Genomic DNA, 21,547 nt, shown 5'->3' on the forward strand with positions numbered 1-21,547 from the left:
ACGCATGGCAGAAATCACCAAACAGAAGATGGAGCAGATCGCGCAGATATGGAATGCGCGCGGCGACGGTCTGATTACCCACATGGCGCTCGATATCGAAGATGTATCGAACGAAGGCGTTCAGGTCCGGATGCCGTTCAATCCGGACTTCTGCGTCGACAGCGATCAAACCCTGCTTCATGGTGGCATCCTCACCGCCCTTCTGGACAGTGTTTTTGGCCTTGCAAACTTTGTATCCATCGAAGGCGTCAGCGCCATGGTGACCCTTGACCTCAGAGTTGACTATCTGCGCGCGGCGCGCTCCCGCTCGGATGTGATTGTTCGGGCGCATTGCTTTCGGAAAACCCGCCATATTGCCTTTAATGCAGGCAGCATCTGGTTCGATGGCCATGAGGACGCGGAAATCGCCCGTGGAACCGCCTCGTTTGCATTGACGCGCGGCGACGCCGACCTGTTTGAAGTGATGACAGAAGGAAAAGCCTCGTGATGGACTTGCAAACCGTCAATGCCAACGTATCACGGGTGCCGTTTTTCCGATTTCTCAACTTTGAGGTCCAGAGCCTGGACAGCCTCCATGCCGAGGCAGAGATGACCTTTGAAACACGCCTTATCGGAAACCCGGTCATGGTGCTTTACCATGGCGGCATAATCGCAAGCTTCATGGAAGCCACGGCCGCCATCGCGGTCCACCCTGAATTTGCGGAAGTCCCGGCCAAGCCGATCAATCTTACCGTGGATTATCTCAGACCTGCCACGAAAGGCCCCCTGTTTGCCCGCGCAAATGTTACCCGCAAGGGAAAGCGGATCGCGAGCGTCAGTGTGATTTCCTGGCAAACAACCCGGGAAAAACCTGTAGCGGAAGGGCTGTATCACTTCCTTTTGGTTTGATCGCGGCGGTGGCTGCGATCAGCGAGCCCCTTTTCGTTCGCCGCAAGTGGCATTCTCTCTGTCGCAAATCCCTTCAAGAAGCAGTTTGACAAGCATTTCGGAGAACTCAGGCAGGGAAAGGTTCCCATCTATTCCTGCCCTGCTGGGATCAAACCATTCCACCGTCCAGTTCAAGGCTCCCAACATCACCTGACGCAGGGGGACGATCTTGATATCCGACCTGATGGCACCGTCTTTCTGCGCTTCTTTGAGGACTCTGTCCCAGAGTTTTCCATAGTCATGCCGGATCTTGCCGTGTCTTTGCCTGAAGTGGTTGGGCAGCATCCCATAGCTTCTGATGTTTGCAGACGTAAAATCGCTTGCCTCGAAAAGATATTGCAGATGCGTCCAGATCACAGTCGCTATCCTGGTCTGATGATCATATGGCGCTTGAAATTCCTGCACGGCAGCGCGGACACCCGATAACAGGTCGCTCAACCCGGCGTTCAGAACCTCGTCCACGATCTCTTCTTTGGACTTGAAATGGTAATAGACGCTGCCGGCCTTCATATCCGCTTCTTCCGCGATCTGCCTGAGCGTGGTCGCCTTGTAGCCATTGTCCCTAAGCGTGCGCGCCGCGGCCCGCAGGATTTCGGCGCGGGTTTTTTCAGCCTTGCCGGTGGATTCAGGGACTTTGACGGAAACGGCGATGCTTGTCTTCAGGCCTTCCATATCAACCCTGCGATACGAACACATGCCGTTGAGAATCAGGTTGCTCATGCGTTCTGCGAGCACATGCACCGGATACCGATCCACATCATACCATTCTACCGTCCAGTTCATGGCACTCAATACGAACTGGCGGATCGCAGTCACGGAAATGTCGCTTCTCAGGTGGCCGGCACGTTTCGCGTCTGTCAGAAAACTGTTCCAGACCTCTGCATAGGACGCACGCAACTCACGGTGCGGGGCGCGTGCTTCATCCGTCAACATCGGATAGTTCCGGATATTGGCCGAGGTGAAATCGCTTGCGGTCAACAGAAAGGTCAGGTGCGTTTCGATGAGCACGGCGAAGGTATCGCGGAACTTTTTTGAACTGCCCTTCGTCGACCGGACAATCTCACTGACCTTTTCGTAGAGTTGCCGCACACCAAGATCGAGAACCTCGCTCAGAATCTGGTCCTTGGACTGGAAATGGTAATAGATGGATCCGGCTTCTATTCCGGCTTCCTGCGCGATGTCACGCATCGTTGTAGCGTAATAGCCTTCATATCGGAAAAGATGAGCAGCCGCAGAAAGAATACCCTCTCGGGTCCTCTCTGATTTGCTCAGATCGTCTTCCGTTCTCTTGGCTGCATCAATCCGTCGCACCATCACTCGTCGATACTTGTCAGTCACGAGACTGTCCATTGCATTAAATCTAACGAGTGTTAGAATACACCAAAGCCCACTACGAATCAAGTTTTTTGCCAAAGAGTTAGCGGAAGAGGAGGACCTACACATGCGAGGACTGAGCGGAAAACGCGTAATCATAACCGGCGGTGGCAGTGGCATCGGGCGCGCGGTATGCGAACGGTTCGGCGAAGAGGGCGCCGAGGTTGCCGTTTTCGATCTGAACGAAGACGGGGCGAAGGAAACGGTTCGCCTGATCACAGAGGCCGGCGGCAAGGCGCACGCCTTCAAGGTGGACATCACCGACCGCGCCCAGGTCGATAAGGCTGTCGCCGGGTTCGAGGCCGGGGGTCCGATTGACGTGCTGGTGAACAACGCTGGCTGGGACGTGATCAAACCGTTCCTCGATACCGATGCCGCTCTCTGGAAAAAGGTCATCGACATCAATCTTTATGGCCCGCTGAACATGCATCACGCCGTGCTTCCGGGCATGGTCAAGAACGGCGGGGGCCGTGTGGTCAACATTGCCTCTGACGCTGGGCGTGTCGGGTCATCGGGCGAAGCGGTCTATTCGGCCTGCAAGGGTGGCATCATCTCGTTCACCAAGACCGTGGCGCGGGAACTGGCGCGTAAAGGCGTTCAGTTGAACGCTGTCGCCCCCGGGCCGACCGATACGCCGCTGTTCGCCCAGGTTGCCGAGGGCGAGGCCGGTCAAAAGATCGCCGAGGGCCTCAAGCGGGCCATCCCGATGAAACGCCTGGCACAACCGACGGACTACCCCGGGATCATTTGCTTCCTTTCGTCCGAAGACGCCGGCTTTATCACCGGCCAGGTGATTTCGGTTTCCGGCGGCTTGTCGATGCACGGTTGATCGCTGGCGGCGGTGCCTGTCACAAGGCGCTGCCGCCAAGCCATGCCCAGAGTTACCTCCCTAACTGGCCGCGTCAATGATGCGACCTTTTTTGCGGTAAAGAAAGGTGACAGATGTTTCAGCCCGACTCTGATATTCAGCGTTCAAGTACTCTGGCCGCTTTCCTGGATGACTGTGGCACTGACAGCTACGAGGAACTCGCCCGCCGGGCCAACGACGAACCAGACTGGTTCTGGAGCCGGATAATCGACCATGCCGGCATACAGTTCGCTCGCCCCTACACAGTACTGCGGGATATGTCCGAAGGGCCGGAATCGATCCGATGGGCAGTTGGCGGTGCCCTGAATTTGACAGAGACCTGTCTTGATGCCCGCATCAGGGACGGTCTGGGTGACAAAGTTGCAATCGACTGGGTTGGCGAGGACGGAAGCCGCTGTCGCTGGACCTATGCCGAGTTTGCCGCCGAGGCCGCGCGTATAGCCTCTGCCCTGGCCCGGCGCGGGGTAAAACCCGGCCAGTCCGTTGGCATTTACATGCCGATGATTCCCGAAATCGAAGCCGCGCTGCTGGGGATCGCCCGGCTGGGCGCCGTGGCAGTGCCGCTGTTTTCGGGCTTCGCACCGCATGCCATCGTCAGCCGGCTTAACGATGCCGGCGCCGTGGCGGTGCTGACGGCGGATGCCACGCCACGGCGGGGCAATCCCGTCTGGATGGAGGCCACGCTGGCCGAAGCGTTGGAAAAGGTGCCTTCGGTTCATACCGTGTTCAGCCTGCGGCGGTTCGGCGGCGCAGTGGCCGATCCCGCCCGTGATCTCGACTGGCAAGAGACTGTCGGAAAGGCGGACCCGACGTTTCCCGCACATCCGGTAGAAGCGGACGCGCCGCTGCTCATCGCCTATACTTCCGGCACCACCGGACGACCCAAGGGCGTGATTCACACCCATCTCGGCGTGCAGGCCAAGGCCACGGCGGATTTCCTGCTGGGCCTCGACATGAAGCGCGACGACCGGCACATGTGGATGACCGACATGGGCTGGGTGATGGGGCCGCTTACCCTATTGTCGGTACTGCTTTCCGGCGCAACGCTGGTGCTGGCCGAGGGCGCACCTTCGATGCCTGACGATCCCTTCAGGCTGTTGCGTCTTGCCTCAGAGATGGAGGTGACCCACATGGGCATCGCCCCTACCCTCGTGCGGCAGTTCATGACACAGGATCCTGCGCCTCTTTCCGGCTACGATCTTTCGCATCTGCGCATCGTCGCCTCGACCGGCGAGCCCTGGACCGACGACGCCTGGCTCTGGCAACTTAACCATATCTGCCGCCGACGCGCCGTGCCACTGAACATTTCCGGCGGAACCGAGCTTTTCGGCGCAATCCTGACCTCGACCGTGCTTCACGAAATCAAACCCGGCGGGTTTTCCGCACAGGCGCTGGGTGTCGGTGCGAAAGTGCTGCGTGAGGACGGCAGCGAAGCCGCGCCGGGCGAGGTGGGCGAACTGGTCGTGACCCAGCCGCCCATGGGTCTGACCCCGGCCATCCGGGGCGACCGCGAGCGGTATATTGATACCTACTGGTCCACTTTCCCCGGCTTCTGGCGGCATGGCGACTGGGTGCGGCGCGATCCGGACGGCACATGGTATATCCTCGGCCGGTCGGACGACACGCTGAACATCGCCGGCAAACGCATCGGCCCGCCGGAGATAGAGGCGGCCCTGACCGAAACCGGAAAGGTGGTGGATGCCGCTGCCATCGCGGCGCCCGACGATATCAAGGGCGTGGCTGTGGTCTGCATCTGCGTGGCGGCACCGGGGGTGTCGCCCGATGACGCCCTAGTGGAACAGCTCAGGAACCGGGTGGGCGAAGTCGTGTCGAAACCCTTCCGCCCGCGCGAGATCCATTTTGTAAAGGCGCTGCCCAAGACCCGCACCATGAAGACGATGCGCCGGATCGTGCGCGCGGCCTTCCTCGGTCTGGATCCCGGAGACCTGTCATCGGTTAGCAACCCCGAAACCATGCAACCCATTGCAGAGCTGAACAAGGACACACCATGATTACCGTTTTCGGAGCCACCGGCACCACCGGCGCACCGCTTGTCGATGCACTTCTGGCCAAGGGCGCGCAGGTCCGCGCCGTTACCAGCGATCCGGCCAAGGCCACAGACCTTACTACGCGGGGCTGCGAGGCTGTCACCGCGAACTTCAATGACGCGGCCTCGCTGGGCCAGGCCTGTGCGGGGGCCGAAAGGATCTATCTGGTCACACCAGCGCACCTGAACATGCGCCGCTGGAAAGCCGATGCGATCAAGGCGGCCAAGACCGCGGGCGTGCGCCATGTCGTTCTGGCCACCGGGCTGGGCGCATCACCCAAGGCGGGACTGACCTTTGGCAAGTGGCACTCGGAAACCCAGGAATTGCTGAAGGAAAGCGGCCTTGACTGGACCTTCGTTCAGCCAACCTATTTCATGCAGAACCTTTTGTGGCAGGCCGACAGCATCGTAAAGAACGGGGTCTATTACGACGATCTGGGTGGGCCTGTGTCCTGGATCGATGCCCGTGACATTGCCGACGTCGCCGCCGAGGCGCTGACCGGCGCGGACCACGCGGGCAAGGCCTATGGCTTGACCGGCCCCGAAGCCCTTACCGGCGAGGATATCGCTGCACTTCTATCCGAAGTGACAGGCCGATCCATCACCTCTGCGCCTCTCGCGCCTGAGGACGCCAAAGCAGCGATGGTCGCGAACGGAATGCAGGACGAGGTCGCCGCGGCCATGGTCGAGCTGGCCTCCATCGCGCCCAAGGGCTATCTCGGAGGTATCGAGACCACGGTCAGCGACGTGCTCGGACGCCCGGCCCGCCGATTCCGCGATTTCGTTGCCGAGAACCGGGATGCCTTCGTCAAGTGACCTGACGGCTGCGCCGCTCTATTTCGAACTGACGCCGACAGCAGATGCTGCGGCGGAGGTTGACCATATTTTCGTGTTCCGCGACACCGGCGCATTGAGCCATCGCGGCAGCGGGCGTTTCGCGACCGATCTGTTCTCCCTTTCAGTGGCGGGCGGTTGTGGCGGGCCGCGAATATCGCTTGCGCCACCCCGGCCGGATTTCGTGCCCCGCCCGTCATCCTTTTGCGGAATCGTGGCCGGGCTGCGGCTGTCGGTGCGACCGGAGCGTTTGCCCGGGACCGGGGCGCTGGAGCCGCTGGCCACCGCGCTTGAAAGGGTCCGGCAGAGCGATGAGGGCCTGCCGTCGCTGGTTGCCGAGCTGGACGCTCTTGCAAGGGCGCTGACTTTCGCTGCGCCCCCGCTGGCGTTCAGCGACCGGACCGAACGCCGCAGGGCACGGGAAGAAACCGGCGTATCAAGGCGGCGGCTTGCGGCAGTCCGGCGGTTTCGCCTGCTGCTTGGGCGTTTCGCCGACCCTGCCCTGCCGTTAAGCGATCTGGCGCTGGACGCGGGCTACTACGATCAATCGCATATGTCGGCGGCCTGCCGGGCCTTCGCCGACAGACCGCCCGGCGCGCTACGCCTTCAGGTCACAGCGCGCGCTTTTGGCCCTTCGTTACAAGATGGGAAGATCAAGGACCGGATAAGATTGGTCATCATGGATGACGGCAAGGAGTGAAATCACGCAATGGCGAATTTTGAACCAAAGAACCCTGACTTTGAAGCGCGCGTGCGCGACAGTTTCAACCTTCAGAAGGTGATGCACACCCTGGGGATCGGCATTGCCGACCTGTCGCCCGGCCATATCGTTCTGGAGATGGCGCATAGTGACGCGCTGACCCAGCAGCACGGGTTCCTGCATGCCGGAATCGTATCGACCGCGCTGGACAGCGCCTGCGGATACGCGGCCTTTTCGCTGATGCCCGCAGACGCGGCGGTGCTGACGGCGGAGTTCAAGATCAACCTGCTCAATCCCGCCGATGGCGAACGGTTTCGGTTCGTCGCTGACGTGGTGAAACCGGGCAGGACGCTGACGATCTGCGAGGCGCGCGCCTATGCCTTGAAAGGACAGGATGAAAAGCTTGTCGCCACGATGACCGGCACGCTGATGGCGCTGGTGGGGCGGACGGGCGTTGCCGGATGACCGGACGCCGGGCAAAGACCGGGGCGCATCCCCCGACCTGACGCCAGAAAGGGTGAACCGGCCGCCGCAAATCCAGGCGGCCGGGACGTGGTATCGGACAGCGAGATCAGCTGTTCCAGCGTTTCGCGACTTCCACCAGCCGTTGGCCGTAGGCGCGCGCCGTGTCCAGATCGCCGCCTGCCGGGTATTCCTCGGGTGCGCTGTCAGACGGGGCAATCGCCAAAAGGCCGGAATATCCGCCCGTCCAGTTCAGCTTTTCGGGGCCGTCTGCCTTGGCGTTTGACGGCTTGAGACCAACACCGCACCAGAGCTGGCCGTGCTGCTGCGACAGCGTGATGAAGTACTGGATGGTCGAGAACTTGTCGCCGTTGACCGTGGCCGAGGTGGTAAAACCGCCGGCGATCTTGTCCTTCCAGTTCTGCGTGAACCACGGCTTGGAACTGGCGTCGGCGAATTTCTTGAACTGCCAGGCGGGGGCCCCCATGTAGGTCGGGCTGCCGTAAACGATGACATCGGCAGCATCGAGCGCCGCCCAGGCCGCGTCGTCCAGGTCTCCGCCGTCAGACAGTTTCAGCAGGTCAACCTGGGTGCCGTCGACACCTTTGGCCCCTTCGGCAACGGCCTTGGCCTGGACCTCCGTGTGGCCGTATCCGCTGTAATAGACAATCGCTACTTTCGTCATGGCTCGAAACACCTTTTGTTGGATCGCAATAGCTCCGCACTAGAAAGGATGGCCGCAAAAAGGAAGCTGATTATGCTTCCATACATCGGCCGCTGCACGAATGACCGGCAACGGGCGGCTTTTGATTTCCGCACGCAAGCCTTTGTTTTAAAAACTATTCCGTCACGTCCTGAACATGTCGGGCGGGCTGTTATGAGCGCAGCCGCACAGGTATTGTGCGCCGGACAGGGCATCGGCTGCGCGGTTTTTGATCCGCAATCCGGATTTCGGCACGCGGCGCTGGACCTTGCCGATGGCCGATTGCGGGGATTATCCAAACGGAACAAGACGCAGTTCGCGCGGTCGCCTTTATCCGGCCAGGTGGTTCTGGCAAGGTTGGCTCAGTTCTTGCGCATCGACCGCACGCGGATACCCCAGACGCAGGCGCACGGCTTTCACCGGTTCAACTTTCTCTCGGCCTGTCCCGATCGGGTAGTTCGCCAGCACCGTCCCACCACGCAAGAGCGTCGCCAGCGCATAATCGGCGGCGGCCATGGCAGACATCGACACCACAGGCTATGAACCCGTCACCGGGATCATCGCCCGTTGCGCGACAATAGTCAGCCACCGCCTGATATGTGCGCGGTGGCTGATCCGGGCGGCATCGTGCCTCTGTCGCTCTGGAGCGTCAGAGGCTTTGCGCCAGACGCACCCCTTCATCGATGGCGCGCAGCGCGTCGAGTTCGGCAGCCTCTTTCGCCCCGCCAATCAAGGTGACGGTGACGCCGCGGGCGGTGAGGTCCTGGGCCAGGGTCCGTTCCGATTCCTGACCGGTGCAGAGCACGATTGTGTCGGCGGCGATGACCTTTGGCTTTCCGTCCATGAGGATATGCAGCCCCGCGTCGTCGATGCGCTCATAGACCACACCGCCCAGGGCCTCGACTCCGTGCTTTCGCAGTGCGTTGCGCAGGATCCAGCCCGTCGAAACGCCGAGCCCTGCGCCCGGTTTCGAGGTTTTTCGCTGAAGCATGACAACCTTGCGGCGCGATGATTTCGGCGCAAGCGGATCGCCAGCCAACGCGCCCGACGACGCAAAGTCGGGGTCCACGCCCCATGTCTCGCAGAACGCGTCGGCGTTATGGGCCTCGGCCGGTTCGGTCACCAGGAACTCGGCCACGTCATGGCCGATGCCCCCTGCCCCCATCACCGCGACGGTGTCGCCCGCCACGCGGTCACCGGACAGGATTTCGGCGTAAGTCGCGACACTGGGATGATCGACGCCCGGCAGGTCGGGAATGCGCGGCGTGACCCCGGTAGAGATGACCACGTGGTCGAACCCGTCCAGATCGTCCGGACCGGCCCGCTGCCCCAGACGCAGTTTGACCCCATGCTTTTGCAGCTGGCCGCTATAATACCGCAGGGTTTCGTCGAATTCATCCTTGCCCGGTGCGGCGCGCGCCAGATTCAACTGACCGCCCAGCTTGTCCTGGGCTTCGAAAAGGGTGACGTCATGGCCCAGACGAGATGCCTCGGCTGCCGTGGCCATGCCTGCGGCGCCGCCGCCGACAACAGCCACCTTCCGTGGCGAGTCTGTCGGCGTATCCCGGAATTCGGTTTCGCGCCCGGCCCGTGGATTGACCAGACATCCGACAGTCCGATTCGAAAAGATGAAATCGAGGCAGGCCTGGTTGCAGGCAATACAGGTGTTGATCTCGTCGGCGCGGCCCTCATGCGCCTTCTTGACGAAATGCGGGTCGGCCAGAAAGGGCCGGGCCATCGAGATCATGTCGGCATCGCCAGAGGCAAGGATGCCCTCAGCAAGTGCGGGCGTGTTGATTCGGTTGGAGGCGACGACCGGGATCGATACCGCAGCCTTGACGTTGGCCGCCGCCTGGCGCCAGGCGCCGCGCGGAACCGGATAGGCGATCGTCGGCACGCGCGCCTCGTGCCAGCCGATGCCGGTGTTCAGAATATCGGCACCCGCTGTCTCGATCTTGCGCGCCAGTGCTGCGATTTCATCGGCAGGCGCACCGCCTTCGACCAGATCGGCTGCCGAAATCCGATAGATGACAAGGAAATCGGGCCCACAGCGGTCACGCACCGCGCGCACGATCTCGACCGGAAAACGGTGGCGATTCTCGACGCTGCCGCCCCATTCGTCTTCGCGCTGATTGGTATGGGTGACGGTGAATTCGTTGATAAGGTATCCTTCGGACCCCATGATTTCGACGCCATCGAACCCTGCTGCCTGCGCATTTTCGGCGGCTTTGGCAAAATCCTCGATGGTCCGGCGGATGTCGGCGTCGGTCATTTCACGCGGAACGAAACGGTTGATCGGTGCCCGGATCGGACTGGGGGCAACGCACCCTTCGATCTTTGCGTAGCGCCCGGCATGAAGAATCTGCGCGCAGATCAGGCTGCCTTCGGCCTGAACCGCCTCGCAGATCGGGCGCAGGCTGCGCGCCTCCTTCGGGTCATCGATACGCGGACCTTCGGGATCGAATACCCCCTCGGCATTGGGGGAAAACCCGCCCGTGACCAGAATCGCCGCCTCCCCCCGCGCCCTTTCGGCGTAAAAGGCGATCTGTTTGGCGATGCTGTCCGGCTCGGATTCCAGCCGGGTGTGCATCGACCCCATGATGACACGGTTTCGCAACATGCGCTGACCTGCCTGGATCGGCGAGAGCATGGTTTCGAAGCTTCCTTTTTGCATACTTGTCATTGTGAACATCCTCCTCAAAACTACCCTTGATCTGTATTCTAACATTCGTTAGATTTTTGGGAAGGATATATTTTCGGTCATGGGGAGTAGCACCGATGCATTTCCAGCCAACAGAAGATCAAAAGGCGTTTCGCGAAACCGCAAAGCGATTCGCCACGGAAAAGCTGGCACCCAGCTATCAGGAGCGCGCCAGCGGCCATACCTTTGATCGCGCGCTGATCAAGGAAATGGGCGCACTGGGTCTGATCGGTGCCGATCTGCCCGAGGAATTCGGTGGACTTGGCGAAAGCTCGGTCACGTCGGGACTTATCGTCGAAGAGATCGCCTATGCCGATTTCAACGCAAGCTATGTCCAGCTTTTGGGCTCGCTCATGGGGGGGATGGTTGCCAAGCACGCCTCCAGGGATATCGCTTCGGAATGGGTGCCCAAGGTTGTTTCGGGTGATGCCGTCATTGGCCTGGGCCTGACCGAGCCACGCGGCGGGTCAGATGCGGCGAACCTGATCCTGAAGGCTGAAAAATCCGGTAACGAATGGCGGTTGAACGGCGAAAAGACGTCAATGAGCTTTGCCAGCCAAGCCGATGCGGCGGTGGTCTTTGCCCGCACCGGCGATCCGGACGGGGGCTCGCGCGGGGTCAGCGCGTTTTTTGTCGATCTCAATCAGGACGGCATCAAGCGCACCCATTTCGACGACATCGGCACCAAGCCTGTCGGACGTGGGTCGGTGTTCTTTGACGATGTTTTCGTGCCGGCTGAAAACATGATGGCCGAACAGGACCGCGCCTTCGGCACGATCATGGCGGGGTTTGACTATTCCCGCGCGCTGATCGGGCTGGAATGCCTGGGTGCGGCCCAGGCGTCGGTGGATGAGACCTGGGCCTATGTTCAGGAACGTGAGGCCTTCGGGGCCCCCATCGTACAGTATCAGGGCGTCAGCTTTCCGCTGGCCGAGGCCGAAACCCAACTGACCATGATGCGCCAGCTTTGTTATTATACGCTGGACCTGCGCGACCGTGGCCTGCCCCACACCTCGCAGGCGGCGATGTGCAAATGGTACCTGCCCAAGACCGCCTGCGAGATCCTGCATCAGTGCCTGATCCTGCACGGGCATTATGGCTATACCACCGACCTGCCGCACCATCAGCGTTACAATGACGTTCTCGGCCTGCAGATCGGCGATGGCACCGCGCAGATCCAGAAGCTGGTGATCGCCCGCGAAAAGGCCGGGCGGCTGGCGCTTCAATATGACAAGAAAGCAAAGGGGACCCCGAAATGAGCGACCCGATTGTCGTGAGCACCGAGGGAGGTGTCGGCATCATCGAGCTGGCCCGTCCCGAGAAATTTAATTGCCTTTCATTGCAAGTGCATGAGTGCATTTTTGCCGCGCGCGCGGAGTTCGAGGCCAACCGGAACATCCGGTCGATCCTCATTCGGGCGCAGGGCAAGCACTTTTGCACCGGTGCCGATCTGACCGAAGTGAAAGGTAAATTGAACGATCCCGCCGCGCTGGACCATTTCATCGCTTTTGGCATGAATAACCTGCGTGCGCTCGAAACCTCCTCCCTCCCTGTCGTCGTGGCCGTGCAGGGGTTGTGTCTGGCCGGCGGGATCGAACTGATGTTGGCATGCGACGTGTGCTTTGGGGCCGAGACCGCGCAATTCGGCGATCAGCACGCGCAATTCGGTCTGATCCCCGGCTGGGGCGGCTCGCAGCGGCTGACCCGGTTGATGGGTCAGCGCCGCGCGCTTGATCTGATGTTCTCGGCCCGCTGGCTCTCGGCGGACGAGGCCAGAGAGGCCGGCCTTGTCAACTACATCGTGCCGGATGCGGATCTGCACAAGGCAGCGCTGGAATATTGCCAGACGATCGCCACCCGCTCGCGCCCCGGTATCGCCGAGATGAAGCGTCTGGCGCGGGAAGGCGCCGACCTTGGCATCGACCAGCAGATGCGGCTTGAGCGCGACGCCGCCGTTCGCGCGCTCCCAAGCGAAGACGTAGCCGAAGGGCTGGATGCTTTCGAAAACCGTCGCAAACCCGCTTTCAAGGGCTGAGAAGACACCATGGATTTCACTTTGAACGACGAACAGCGCCAGATCTACGAATACGGCGGACAGTTGGCGCAAAAGTACGATAATGCCTATTGGCGGGAGCATGCCCGCAAGCATGAATTCCCGCACGAGATGTTCAAACAGATCGCCGATGACGGCTTTCTGGGCGTCATGGTGCCCGAGGAATACGGCGGGGCCGGTCTTGGCATGACCGAAATGGCCCTGTTCATGGAAGGCACCGCCAATCACGGCATACCGCTTTTGATGATGGTGGTCGGCCCGACCATGTCGCTGGCCCACATCGCCAGCCACGGGTCCGAATTCCACAAGAAAGAGCTTCTGCCGGCCGCCTGCCGGGGTGATATTCAGTTCTGCTTCGCGATCACCGAACCGGGGGCCGGATCCAACACGATGAAGGCCAACACGCTGGCCAAGCGCAGGGGAAACCGGTTCAGCCTGTCAGGCGAAAAGACCTTTATCACCGGCGCCGAGGTGTCGGATTATTGCCTGGTGGTGGCACGGACCAAGCCGCATACCGAGGTCAGCCGCAAGACCGACGGCTTTACCCTCTTTGCGGTCGATCTGAAGAAAAAGGGCGTGGACAAACAGCGGGTGAAGATCTCGATCCCCCTGCCCGAGGAACAGTGGACCCTGTTCTTCGACGACGTCGACCTTGGCCCAGAGGATGTCGTCGGCGAAGTGGACAAAGGTTTTTCGATCCTGTTCGACAGCCTCAACCCCGAGCGCATCATTCTGGGGGCCCTGTGCTGCGGCATCGGCCGGTTCGCCCTGAACAAGGGCGTCGCCTATGCGTCTGAGCGCAGTGTCTTTGATCAACCCATCGGTGCGCATCAGGGCGTGCAGCACCCGATGGCCAAGGCGCATACAGCGGTCGAGATGGCCAGCCTGATGACGCGTCGCGCGGCATGGGAGTTCGACAACAAGCTGCCTGCCGGCGCCTCGTCGAACATGGCCAAATACGCGGCCGCAGAGGCCGGGATCGAAGCAGTGGACGCCGCGCTTCAGGCACATGGCGGATCGGGCTTTACCGAAGATACGGGGCTTTATGAAATGTACCCGCTGGTGCGCCTGCTGCGCACGGCCCCCGTGAACCGCGAACTGTGCCTCAGCTTTATCGGAGAAAAGGTCATGGGCCTGCCGCGATCCTATTGATCGCTCGGCCCGGAACGGATGGACGACATGCAATTTGGAATGCGCTTCCGGCGGCAGGATGCCGCCAGCAAGGTAAATAATCGCTTCTGGCACGAGATCGAGGGCACGCCTCTCGACGAGGTGCGCCGTATCCAGGAACAGCGGCTGCGCGATCAGATGGCCTATCTCAAGGCGAACTCGACCTTCTATCAGGAGAAGTTCGCCGAGGCCGGTGTGGATTTCGACGAGATCCGCACCATTGAAGACCTGCAGAAACTGCCCTTCACCTACAAGACCGAGATCCGTGAAAGCCTTGCGGCAGAGCCGCCCTTCGGCAAGCACCGGACCGCGCCGATGGCGGACATCATCCAGATGCAGGCCTCATCGGGCACCACCGGCAGCCCGTCCTACGTGGCGCTGACCGAAGCCGATACCGAGATGTGGCACGAGATGACGGCGCGCTGTTTCTTCGCCAACGGTGTGCGGCCCGGCGACCTGGTGTTGCATGCGTTTTCGCTGGCAAAGGGCTTTGTCGGTGGCATCCCGGTGATGCAGGGTCTGCAGTACATGGGCGCAATCGACGTGCCGGTGGGGGCGGATGGCGGCGCGGAACGGCTGCTCAGGGCCTGCGCCGATACGCGTCCGCGCTGCATCGTGGGCGCACCGAACTTCGTTCTGCACCTGGCCGATAAGGCACCAGAGGTGCTTGGCTGCGAGGCCAGAGAACTGGGTGTCGAACAGATAGTCGTCGGAGGAGAGCCCGGCGGCGGCATCCCGGCAATCCGGGCCAAGATCGAGGCGGCCTGGGGTGCGAAATGCACCGAGATGATGGGCGGCACCGATCTGGGCGTGACCTACTGGGCCGAATGCGATGCCCAGTCGGGCATGCACATGGTCAACATGGACTATATCATCACCGAACTGCTCGAGCCCGAAAGCGGCAGGATCATTCCCTGGGAAAAGGGTGCCGAGGGCGAGATGGTCTATACCGCGATCGGCCGGCAGGCGAGCCCGGTCGTGCGGTTCCGGTCGGGCGACTATATCGAGGTCATCGACACCGAATGCACTTGCGGGCGCACCGGCCCCAAGATCCGCTGCACCGGGCGCACCGATGACATGCTGATCGTGCGCGGGGCAAATGTCTTTCCCTCTGCGATCAACAGCGTGATCACCGAAATGGTGCCGGATACCAACGGCGTGATGCGCATCGTTGCCGATTTCGAAGGCCATACCACGCAGGGCGCGCTGAAGGTGATCGTCGAACGCGGTCCCGACCGCGACGCCGCGGATGACGCGGCCCTCAAAAAGAAGATCGAACAGCGCCTGCGCGACACCCTTGTCTTCAAGGCCGACATTCGCCTTGTGGCGCCCGACACATTTGAAAAACCCGGCGCCGCCAAGGTTGCCTTTGTCCTGAGAGAACACCCCGACCTGCCATGACAAAACTCAAATCCTTGCTCGACACCGGGTCCGACGACTTCCGGGAAAACGAGACGTATTACCGCAAGAAAATTGACGAACTGCACGCCCTTCGCCTGCAGCAACGTGTCGGCGGGCCAGAAAAGGCACGGGATCGGCACGTATCGAAATGCAAGATCCTGCCGCGCGAACGGGTCGAACGGCTGATTGACCCGGGCACGCCCTTTCTGGAACTCGGCGAACTGGCGGGGCTGAACAAATATGACGGTGTTCCCCCCGGCGCGGGCATCATCACCGGCATCGGCGTGATCGAGGGCCGTCAGTGCATGATCATTGCCAATGATGCCACTGTGAAGGGCGGCACCTATTTCGGCATGACCTCGCGCAAGCACGTGCGCGCCCAGAAAGTCGCCTGGAAGAACCGCCTTCCGGTGATCACGCTGGTCGATTCCGGCGGCGCGTTTCTGCCGGATCAGGAGAACATCTTTCCCGACGAAGGCCAGTTCGGTTCGATCTTTCACCAGCAGGTCGGCATGTCGGGTGACGGCGTGCCGCAGATCGCTGTGGTCATGGGCCCCTGCACCGCAGGCGGCGCCTATATTCCCGCGCTTTGCGACGAGGTGGTGATCGTGCGCGGTCAGGGCTTTATGTATCTGGGTGGACCGGAACTGACCTTTGCGGCCACAGGTGAAAAGGTCGATGCCGAGTCGCTGGGCGGCGGCAAGATGCATTCGTCCGTGTCCGGCGTGACCGACCATCTGGCCGAGGATGACGCGCACGCCCTGGCCATCACCCGCGATATCGTCAGCCATCTGGGCGAAAAGCCCCTGCCCCGCAAGACACCCACCACGCCACGCGCGCCTGCCTACCCGATCGAGGAAATCTACGGCATCGTCAGCCGCGACCCCAAGGTGCCGACCGACAACCGCGAGATCATAGCGCGTCTGGTGGACGACAGTGATTTTCACGAATTCAAACCGCTTTATGGCGACACCATCATGACTGGTTGGGGCCGCATTCACGGCCACGAAGTCGGCATTCTCGCCAATACCGGTGTGCTTTTCGTCGAGGCCGCGTTGAAGGCCACCCATTTCATCAATCTCTGCGTCCAGCGCGATATACCGTTGCTGTTCCTCGCGGATGTAAATGGCTTCATGGTCGGCCGCGAGGTCGAGCAGATGGGCATCGCCAAGGCGGGCGCCAAGATGATCACCGCCATGTCCTCGGCCCGGGTGCCAAAGTTCACGATCATCACCGGCGGGTCCTACGGGGCGGGTTATCTGGCGATGCTGGGCCGCCCGTTCCAGCCGGACGCGACGTTCGCCTGGCCCACGGGCCGGGCCGCCATCATGGGGCCCGAGCAGGCCGCCAGCGTTCTGGCCCAGGTCCGCGCCCAGATCAACGAGCGCGATGGCAATAGCTGGACGCCCGAAGAGGAAGAGGCCTTCAAGGCCCCGATCCGCAAGGAATACGAGGATTTCCAGGGCGCTTACAATTTCGCTGCGAACCTCTGGATCGACAGCGTGATCGAGCCTTGTGAAACCCGCGAGGTCATGGCGCTGATGCTGGATGTGGCTTCGCGCAGACCCAAGGTCGAAACCAATTTCGGCGTGTTCAGGATGTGAGGAGCGAATCATGAAAATCAAAACGCTTCTTATCGCCAATCGCGGCGAAATTGCCTGTCGGATCGCGCGTACCGCGCGGGCCAGCGGCATCACCCCTGTCGGTGTGCATTCCGAAGCCGACGCCAATGCCCTTCATGTCCGCGAGATCGGAAAATCCGTCTGTATCGGTGCCGGGCCGGCATCCGAAAGCTATCTAAAGATCGACGCGGTGATCGACGCTGCGCAGTCGGTCGGCGCGGATGCAATCCATCCCGGCTATGGCTTTCTGGCCGAAAACTCCGAATTCGCCCGTGCGGTCGAGGCCGCCGGCATGGTCTTTATGGGGCCGACGGCGGAAACGCTTGAACGTTTCGGCGACAAGGCCAGCGCCAAAGAGGCCGCCGTGGCCGCCGGCGTGCCGGTTATCTCGGGCGCGGAAGGCGCGCGATCCGACCCGAAAGAGATTGCCGCCGAAGTGCGCGAGATGGGCCTGCCCGTCCTGCTCAAGGCGGTCGGCGGTGGCGGCGGTCGCGGCCAGCGGCTCGTGACCGACGAGACCACGCTTGAGGAAGACATCGAAGGCGCGCTGCGCGAGGCAAAATCCACGTTCGGCTCCGAAGGGTTGCTGCTGGAGCGTTTCCTGCCCGAGGCGCGCCATGTCGAAGTGCAGATCGCCGGCGACGGCAAGGGGCATGTGGTGCACCTGTTCGAACGCGACTGCACGCTTCAGCGCCGCCACCAGAAGGTCATCGAAGAGGCCCCGGCCTGGGGCCTGCCCCGCACGCTGCTGGACAAGGTCGCGCAGGACGCGGTGCGCCTGGGCGAAACGCTCGACTATCGCGGCCTGGGCACGGTGGAGTTCCTGGTCGCGGGCGACGAGTACTTCTTTCTTGAGGTGAACCCCCGCATTCAGGTGGAGCACCCCGTCACCGAGGCGATCACCGGGCTGGATCTGGTTGCACTTCACCTGCGCATTGCCGAAGGCGCGGGCCTTGGCCTGGTGCAGGATGATTTGGCGATCAACGGCCACGCGGTCGAGGCGCGGCTTTACGCCGAAGACCCGGCGATGCAGTTCGCCCCCTCGACGGGCACTCTGACCACACTCAGCCTGCCCGAGGGTCTGCGCATCGACAGCGGTGTCGAAGAGGGCGACGCGGTCACACCCTTCTATGACCCCATGATCGCCAAGCTGGTCGTTCACGCAGCCGACCGGGAAACCGCGTTGGCGCGGCTGGCGACGGCCCTGGACCATGTCGCGGTGGAGGGCGTGCAAACCAACCGCGCCTTTCTGACGGCGCTGGCCCGCAACCCCGAATTCGAGCGGATGCAGGTTCATACGCGCTGGATCGACGGCAGGCTCGACGAGCTGACGCAGGCCTGCGTCCTGTCCCGCCCCGAGTTGTGGAAGGCCGCGGCCGCCATTCTTTTTGTGGCAACGTCACGCCGCGATGCAGATGCCGATCCCTGGACCAACCGTGACACCTTTACCGGCTGGCGGCTTGGCCTGGGCGGCGATGCGATCGAGGCGGGGCAGCGTGTGACGCTCACGGATGCCGCCGGCGCATCCGAAGAACTGCGCGTCGGACCGATCAAAGCCGGGGCCAGATACACTGTCCTGTCGGAAAACGGCGATGCGGCGACACTGGCAATGCGTGAAATCACGCCGGGCCGCTGGCGTGTGAGCGAGGGCGATACAGTCCATCTGATCGACGCACGGTTGCACGCCGGCGTGATCGAGCTGGACACGCCCGAAGGGCGCCTTGTCTTCCGCCCGGCCGCGCCTCTGGACTTTGCAGGCGGCGATGTTGCGGGGGATCGCGCCGTGGCCTCACCGCTGACCGGAATGATCGTCGAGATCAAGGTGACCGACGGTCAGCCCGTGGCCGAAGGAGACGTGGTGGCGGTCATGGAATCCATGAAACTCGAAATCTCGATCCGCGCTACCGCAGCCGGAACCGCCAGCAACATATCCGTCTCGAATGGGGACATGGTCGATCGGGGCCAGGTCATCGCCGAGATACTGCCATCCGAGGAGTGATGAGATGAGCGACTTTCCAAAATTCGTCGAGTTTCGTGAAGAAGGTCCGCGCGAGGGTTTTCAGATCGAAAAGAAGATCTATCCGATCGAACAGCGGATCGAGCTGATCGACATGCTCAGTGAAACCGGCTTGAAACGCATTCAGGTGGGCAGTTTTGTCAGCCAGCAATACGTGCCGCAAATGGCCGACACCGGCGAGCTGTTTCAGCGCATCAAGCGCAAGCCCGGCGTGAACTACACGTCGCTCTGGTTGAACGACAAGGGTTTTCGCAAGGCCCTGACCGCGCACGAGGTCGATATCGACCCGCGTCTGCTGTTCTACCCGTCCGAGGCGTTCGCGCAATCGAACAACAATTGCTCCTCTGCCGAAATGCGCGAGAGGCAACGCGACTGGGTTCGGCTTTACAAGGAAGAAGGCTATACGGTCGACGCCGCCTATGTGATGACGGCCTTTGGCTGCAACTTCGAAGGCGCGATCCCGCAAGAACGCATCCTGGACGATTTCCGCTTTATCCTGCAGCTTTGCGAGGAAGAGCAGATCCCCGTTCCGATCCTCGTGATCGCCGATACAATGGGTTGGGGTAACCCGGAAACGGTCAAGCGGATGATCGGCGCGCTGCGCGAGATGGCGCCGGATGCGCGCATCGGCATGCACATCCATGACACGCGCGGGCTTGGCATCGCCAATGTCCATGCCGCCCTGTCGATGGGGGTAGACATGTTCGAAAGCTCTGTCGCGGGTCTTGGCGGGTGTCCTTTCGCGGGTCACGGCCATGCGCGCGCCGCCGGCAATGTCTGTACCGAGGACGCGGTTTTCCTGTGCCATGAACTTGGTATTGAAACCGGAATTGATCTGGACAAGCTGGTCGCTGCTGCGGTTAAAGCGGAAGAGATCATTGGTGCACAGCTGATGGGTCGGGTCATGCACACGGGCGGACTGGACAAATATCGCAAAACAATCTGAGGAGGAATGAACATGTCAAAAGCACTTGATGGAAAAGTAATTCTGGTCACCGGAGCGGGTGGCGGGATCGGGCGCGATATCGCTCTGATGGCCGCGTCCGAAGGCGCCGCCGTGGTGGTCAACGATCTGGGCGCGTCGCTGAAAGGCACCGGCCAGACCGAAACCGCGGCGCAAAAGGTGGTTGAGGAAATCAAGGCCGCTGGCGGCGATGCGATTGCCGATGGTGGCAACGTCACCGATCCCGACGCCGCGCGCGCGATGATCGAGGCCGGTGTCAAGGAATTCGGCCGCATCGACGCGGTGGTGAACAACGCCGGTATCCTGCGCGACGGTTTCTTTCACAAGATGAGTTATGAGGATTTCGACGCGGTGGTGAAGGTCCACCTTTATGGCGCCTTCAACACCAGCCGCGCCGCCGCCGACTATTTCCGCGAACAAGAAAGCGGCGCGCTGGTGCACATGACCTCGACCTCGGGGCTGATCGGCAACTTTGCCCAGGCGAACTATTCCGCCGCAAAGCTGGGCATCGCCGCCTTTTCGAAATCGGTCGCGCTCGACCTTAAACGCTGGAACGTCCGTTCCAACTGCATCGCGCCTTTCGCCTGGAGCCGGATGATCTCGTCGATCAAGACCGACACGCCAGAACAGAAGGCACGGGTCGAGAAACTCAAGCAGATGACACCCGCCAAGGTGGCACCAATGGCCTGTTTTCTGATGTCTGACCGGGCTGAGGGCGTCAGCGGGCAGATCTTTGGCGTGCGCAACAATGAGATCTTTCTGTTCAACCAGCCCCGCCCGGTGCGCTCCGTTCATTCCGGCGAGGGCTGGACCGCAGATGAAATCGCCGAGCGCGCCATTCCCGCGCTCAAGTCGCAATTCACTCCACTCGAAGTTTCGGCGGACGTCTTTTCGTGGGATCCGGTCTAATGGGCAAACGCAAGGAAAAAATCAGCTCGAACATCGGTTGGAGCACCCCCGACAAAATCTGTGTGCGCGGGCTGGACCTGCCGAACGAGGTGCTCGGCAAGATGAACCTTGGCGACTTCGCCTTTCTGCAGCTGACCGGACGCCCGGCCACGCCAGAGGAAAGCCGCGTCTTCAACGCCATCATCATCACCCTGGTCGAACATGGCATCACGCCTTCGGCCCTGGCCGCGCGGATGACCTATATGGGCGCGCCGGAATCGCTTCAGGCGGCCGTCGCGGCCGGGCTGTGCGGGCTGGGCACGGTGTTTGTCGGCTCGATGGAAGGCGCATCGAAGATGCTTTACGAGGCGCTGCCACAGGACAAGCTGGGCAGCGGCGCCGACCTGGACGCCATCGCATTGGAAACGGTCGAGAAATTCCGCGCCAAAAAGGCCATCGTGCCCGGCCTGGGCCATCCGGTGCACAAGCCGGTTGACCCGCGCGCCCCGCGCCTGTTCGCGATCGCGGCCGAAAATGGCAAGTCAGGGGAATACATCGAGCTGATCCAGAAGATTCAGGCCGTCGCCGAAGAGAAGTCGGGCAAGATGCTGCCGATCAACGCCACCGGCGCCATTGGCGCGATCTGCTGCGAATTCGGCTTTCCGTGGAAGATCGTCCGTGGTTTCGGCGTGATGGCACGCGCCATCGGGCTGGTCGGTCATATCCTTGAGGAAAGCGAAAACCCGATCTCTTATGAACTGTGGCAGCGCGCCGAAGAGGAGATCCTCGAAACTTCGGGCCCCGGAGCGAACTGAG

The 21,547-nt window shown here is 61.6% G+C and carries 20 protein-coding genes; 17 read left to right on the forward strand and 3 right to left on the reverse strand.

Annotation, left to right across the window (positions count from 1 at the left end; genetic code table 11):
• The first annotated feature begins 4 nt into the window (after positions 1 to 4).
• Together DL899_RS07985 and DL899_RS07990 are read left to right on the forward strand one after the other, a co-directional pair.
• Positions 5 to 487, forward strand: coding sequence for a PaaI family thioesterase (locus DL899_RS07985; protein WP_111733638.1), 483 nt, complete (start codon positions 5 to 7; stop codon positions 485 to 487).
• Positions 487 to 888 carry a PaaI family thioesterase gene (locus DL899_RS07990; RefSeq protein ID WP_111733640.1) on the forward strand — a complete coding sequence of 134 codons (402 nt, stop codon included), beginning with the start codon at positions 487 to 489 and terminating at the stop codon, positions 886 to 888. The genes DL899_RS07985 and DL899_RS07990 overlap by 1 nt, the downstream gene beginning before the upstream one ends.
• An 18-nt stretch (positions 889 to 906) precedes the next feature.
• Here DL899_RS07990 and DL899_RS07995 read toward each other — a convergent pair whose 3' ends face one another.
• Positions 907 to 2,265, reverse strand: coding sequence for a TetR/AcrR family transcriptional regulator (locus DL899_RS07995; RefSeq protein WP_239494645.1), 1,359 nt, complete (start codon positions 2,263 to 2,265; stop codon positions 907 to 909).
• Between the two features lie 103 nt (positions 2,266 to 2,368).
• On the opposite strand from DL899_RS07995, the gene DL899_RS08000 reads away from it, so the two are divergent.
• The 5 genes from DL899_RS08000 (at position 2,369) to DL899_RS08020 (ending at position 7,215) form a co-directional block, all read left to right on the forward strand.
• Positions 2,369 to 3,130 carry a glucose 1-dehydrogenase gene (locus DL899_RS08000; RefSeq protein WP_111733643.1) on the forward strand — a complete coding sequence of 254 codons (762 nt, stop codon included), beginning with the start codon at positions 2,369 to 2,371 and terminating at the stop codon, positions 3,128 to 3,130.
• A 113-nt stretch (positions 3,131 to 3,243) separates the two neighbouring features.
• Positions 3,244 to 5,181, forward strand: coding sequence for an AMP-binding protein (locus tag DL899_RS08005; protein ID WP_111733646.1), 1,938 nt, complete (start codon positions 3,244 to 3,246; stop codon positions 5,179 to 5,181).
• Positions 5,178 to 6,032: an SDR family oxidoreductase gene (locus DL899_RS08010; RefSeq protein WP_111733648.1), complete on the forward strand. Its 855-nt coding sequence runs from the start codon at positions 5,178 to 5,180 to the stop codon at positions 6,030 to 6,032. Before DL899_RS08005 ends, DL899_RS08010 begins: the two co-directional genes overlap by 4 nt.
• Positions 6,016 to 6,750 (forward strand): helix-turn-helix domain-containing protein, encoded by a 735-nt coding sequence (locus tag DL899_RS08015; protein ID WP_111733650.1) that lies wholly within the window; start codon positions 6,016 to 6,018, stop codon positions 6,748 to 6,750. The genes DL899_RS08010 and DL899_RS08015 overlap by 17 nt, the downstream gene beginning before the upstream one ends.
• A gap of 9 nt (positions 6,751 to 6,759) precedes the next feature.
• The gene (locus DL899_RS08020) at positions 6,760 to 7,215 is read left to right on the forward strand and encodes a PaaI family thioesterase (protein WP_111733652.1); all 456 of its coding nucleotides are present in this window, start codon (positions 6,760 to 6,762) and stop codon (positions 7,213 to 7,215) included.
• A gap of 106 nt (positions 7,216 to 7,321) precedes the next feature.
• Here the strand turns inward: DL899_RS08020 and DL899_RS08025 are convergent, their stop codons facing one another.
• A complete protein-coding gene (locus tag DL899_RS08025) occupies positions 7,322 to 7,897 on the reverse strand; it encodes a flavodoxin family protein (RefSeq protein WP_111733654.1) in 576 nt (191 codons plus the stop codon).
• A gap of 72 nt (positions 7,898 to 7,969) precedes the next feature.
• Here DL899_RS08025 and DL899_RS19355 point away from each other — a divergent pair, with 72 nt between their 5' ends.
• Positions 7,970 to 8,458 carry a hypothetical protein gene (locus DL899_RS19355; RefSeq protein WP_162685528.1) on the forward strand — a complete coding sequence of 163 codons (489 nt, stop codon included), beginning with the start codon at positions 7,970 to 7,972 and terminating at the stop codon, positions 8,456 to 8,458.
• A 106-nt stretch (positions 8,459 to 8,564) separates the two neighbouring features.
• On the opposite strand, the gene DL899_RS08035 is transcribed toward DL899_RS19355, so the two are convergent.
• The gene (locus DL899_RS08035) at positions 8,565 to 10,598 is read right to left on the reverse strand and encodes an FAD-dependent oxidoreductase (protein ID WP_204355273.1); all 2,034 of its coding nucleotides are present in this window, start codon (positions 10,596 to 10,598) and stop codon (positions 8,565 to 8,567) included.
• A 95-nt stretch (positions 10,599 to 10,693) separates the two neighbouring features.
• Here DL899_RS08035 and DL899_RS08040 point away from each other — a divergent pair, with 95 nt between their 5' ends.
• The 9 genes from DL899_RS08040 to DL899_RS08080 are packed head-to-tail and all read left to right on the forward strand — an operon-like array spanning position 10,694 to position 21,546.
• Complete coding sequence (locus tag DL899_RS08040; protein ID WP_111733658.1) at positions 10,694 to 11,875, forward strand: acyl-CoA dehydrogenase family protein; 1,182 nt, start codon at positions 10,694 to 10,696, stop codon at positions 11,873 to 11,875.
• Complete coding sequence (locus tag DL899_RS08045) at positions 11,872 to 12,651, forward strand: enoyl-CoA hydratase/isomerase family protein (RefSeq protein ID WP_111733660.1); 780 nt, start codon at positions 11,872 to 11,874, stop codon at positions 12,649 to 12,651. Before DL899_RS08040 ends, DL899_RS08045 begins: the two co-directional genes overlap by 4 nt.
• 9 nt (positions 12,652 to 12,660) lie before the next feature.
• Positions 12,661 to 13,821: an acyl-CoA dehydrogenase family protein gene (locus tag DL899_RS08050; RefSeq protein ID WP_111733662.1), complete on the forward strand. Its 1,161-nt coding sequence runs from the start codon at positions 12,661 to 12,663 to the stop codon at positions 13,819 to 13,821.
• A 27-nt stretch (positions 13,822 to 13,848) separates the two neighbouring features.
• Complete coding sequence (locus DL899_RS08055; protein WP_111733872.1) at positions 13,849 to 15,240, forward strand: phenylacetate--CoA ligase family protein; 1,392 nt, start codon at positions 13,849 to 13,851, stop codon at positions 15,238 to 15,240.
• On the forward strand, positions 15,237 to 16,844 hold the full coding sequence (locus DL899_RS08060) for an acyl-CoA carboxylase subunit beta (RefSeq protein ID WP_111733664.1): 1,608 nt from the start codon (positions 15,237 to 15,239) through the stop codon (positions 16,842 to 16,844). Before DL899_RS08055 ends, DL899_RS08060 begins: the two co-directional genes overlap by 4 nt.
• A gap of 10 nt (positions 16,845 to 16,854) precedes the next feature.
• A complete protein-coding gene (locus tag DL899_RS08065; protein ID WP_111733665.1) occupies positions 16,855 to 18,861 on the forward strand; it encodes an acetyl/propionyl/methylcrotonyl-CoA carboxylase subunit alpha in 2,007 nt (668 codons plus the stop codon).
• A 4-nt stretch (positions 18,862 to 18,865) separates the two neighbouring features.
• Positions 18,866 to 19,825 carry a hydroxymethylglutaryl-CoA lyase gene (locus DL899_RS08070; protein WP_111733668.1) on the forward strand — a complete coding sequence of 320 codons (960 nt, stop codon included), beginning with the start codon at positions 18,866 to 18,868 and terminating at the stop codon, positions 19,823 to 19,825.
• Positions 19,826 to 19,837: 12 nt separating this feature from the next.
• Positions 19,838 to 20,752, forward strand: coding sequence for an SDR family NAD(P)-dependent oxidoreductase (locus DL899_RS08075; RefSeq protein WP_111733874.1), 915 nt, complete (start codon positions 19,838 to 19,840; stop codon positions 20,750 to 20,752).
• Complete coding sequence (locus DL899_RS08080) at positions 20,752 to 21,546, forward strand: citryl-CoA lyase (protein WP_111733670.1); 795 nt, start codon at positions 20,752 to 20,754, stop codon at positions 21,544 to 21,546. Before DL899_RS08075 ends, DL899_RS08080 begins: the two co-directional genes overlap by 1 nt.
• The last annotated feature ends 1 nt before the right edge of the window (position 21,547 follow it).

Origin of the sequence: Roseovarius amoyensis, assembly GCF_003260265.1 — a bacterium.
GTDB classification, from domain to species: Bacteria; Pseudomonadota; Alphaproteobacteria; order Rhodobacterales; family Rhodobacteraceae; genus Roseovarius; species Roseovarius amoyensis.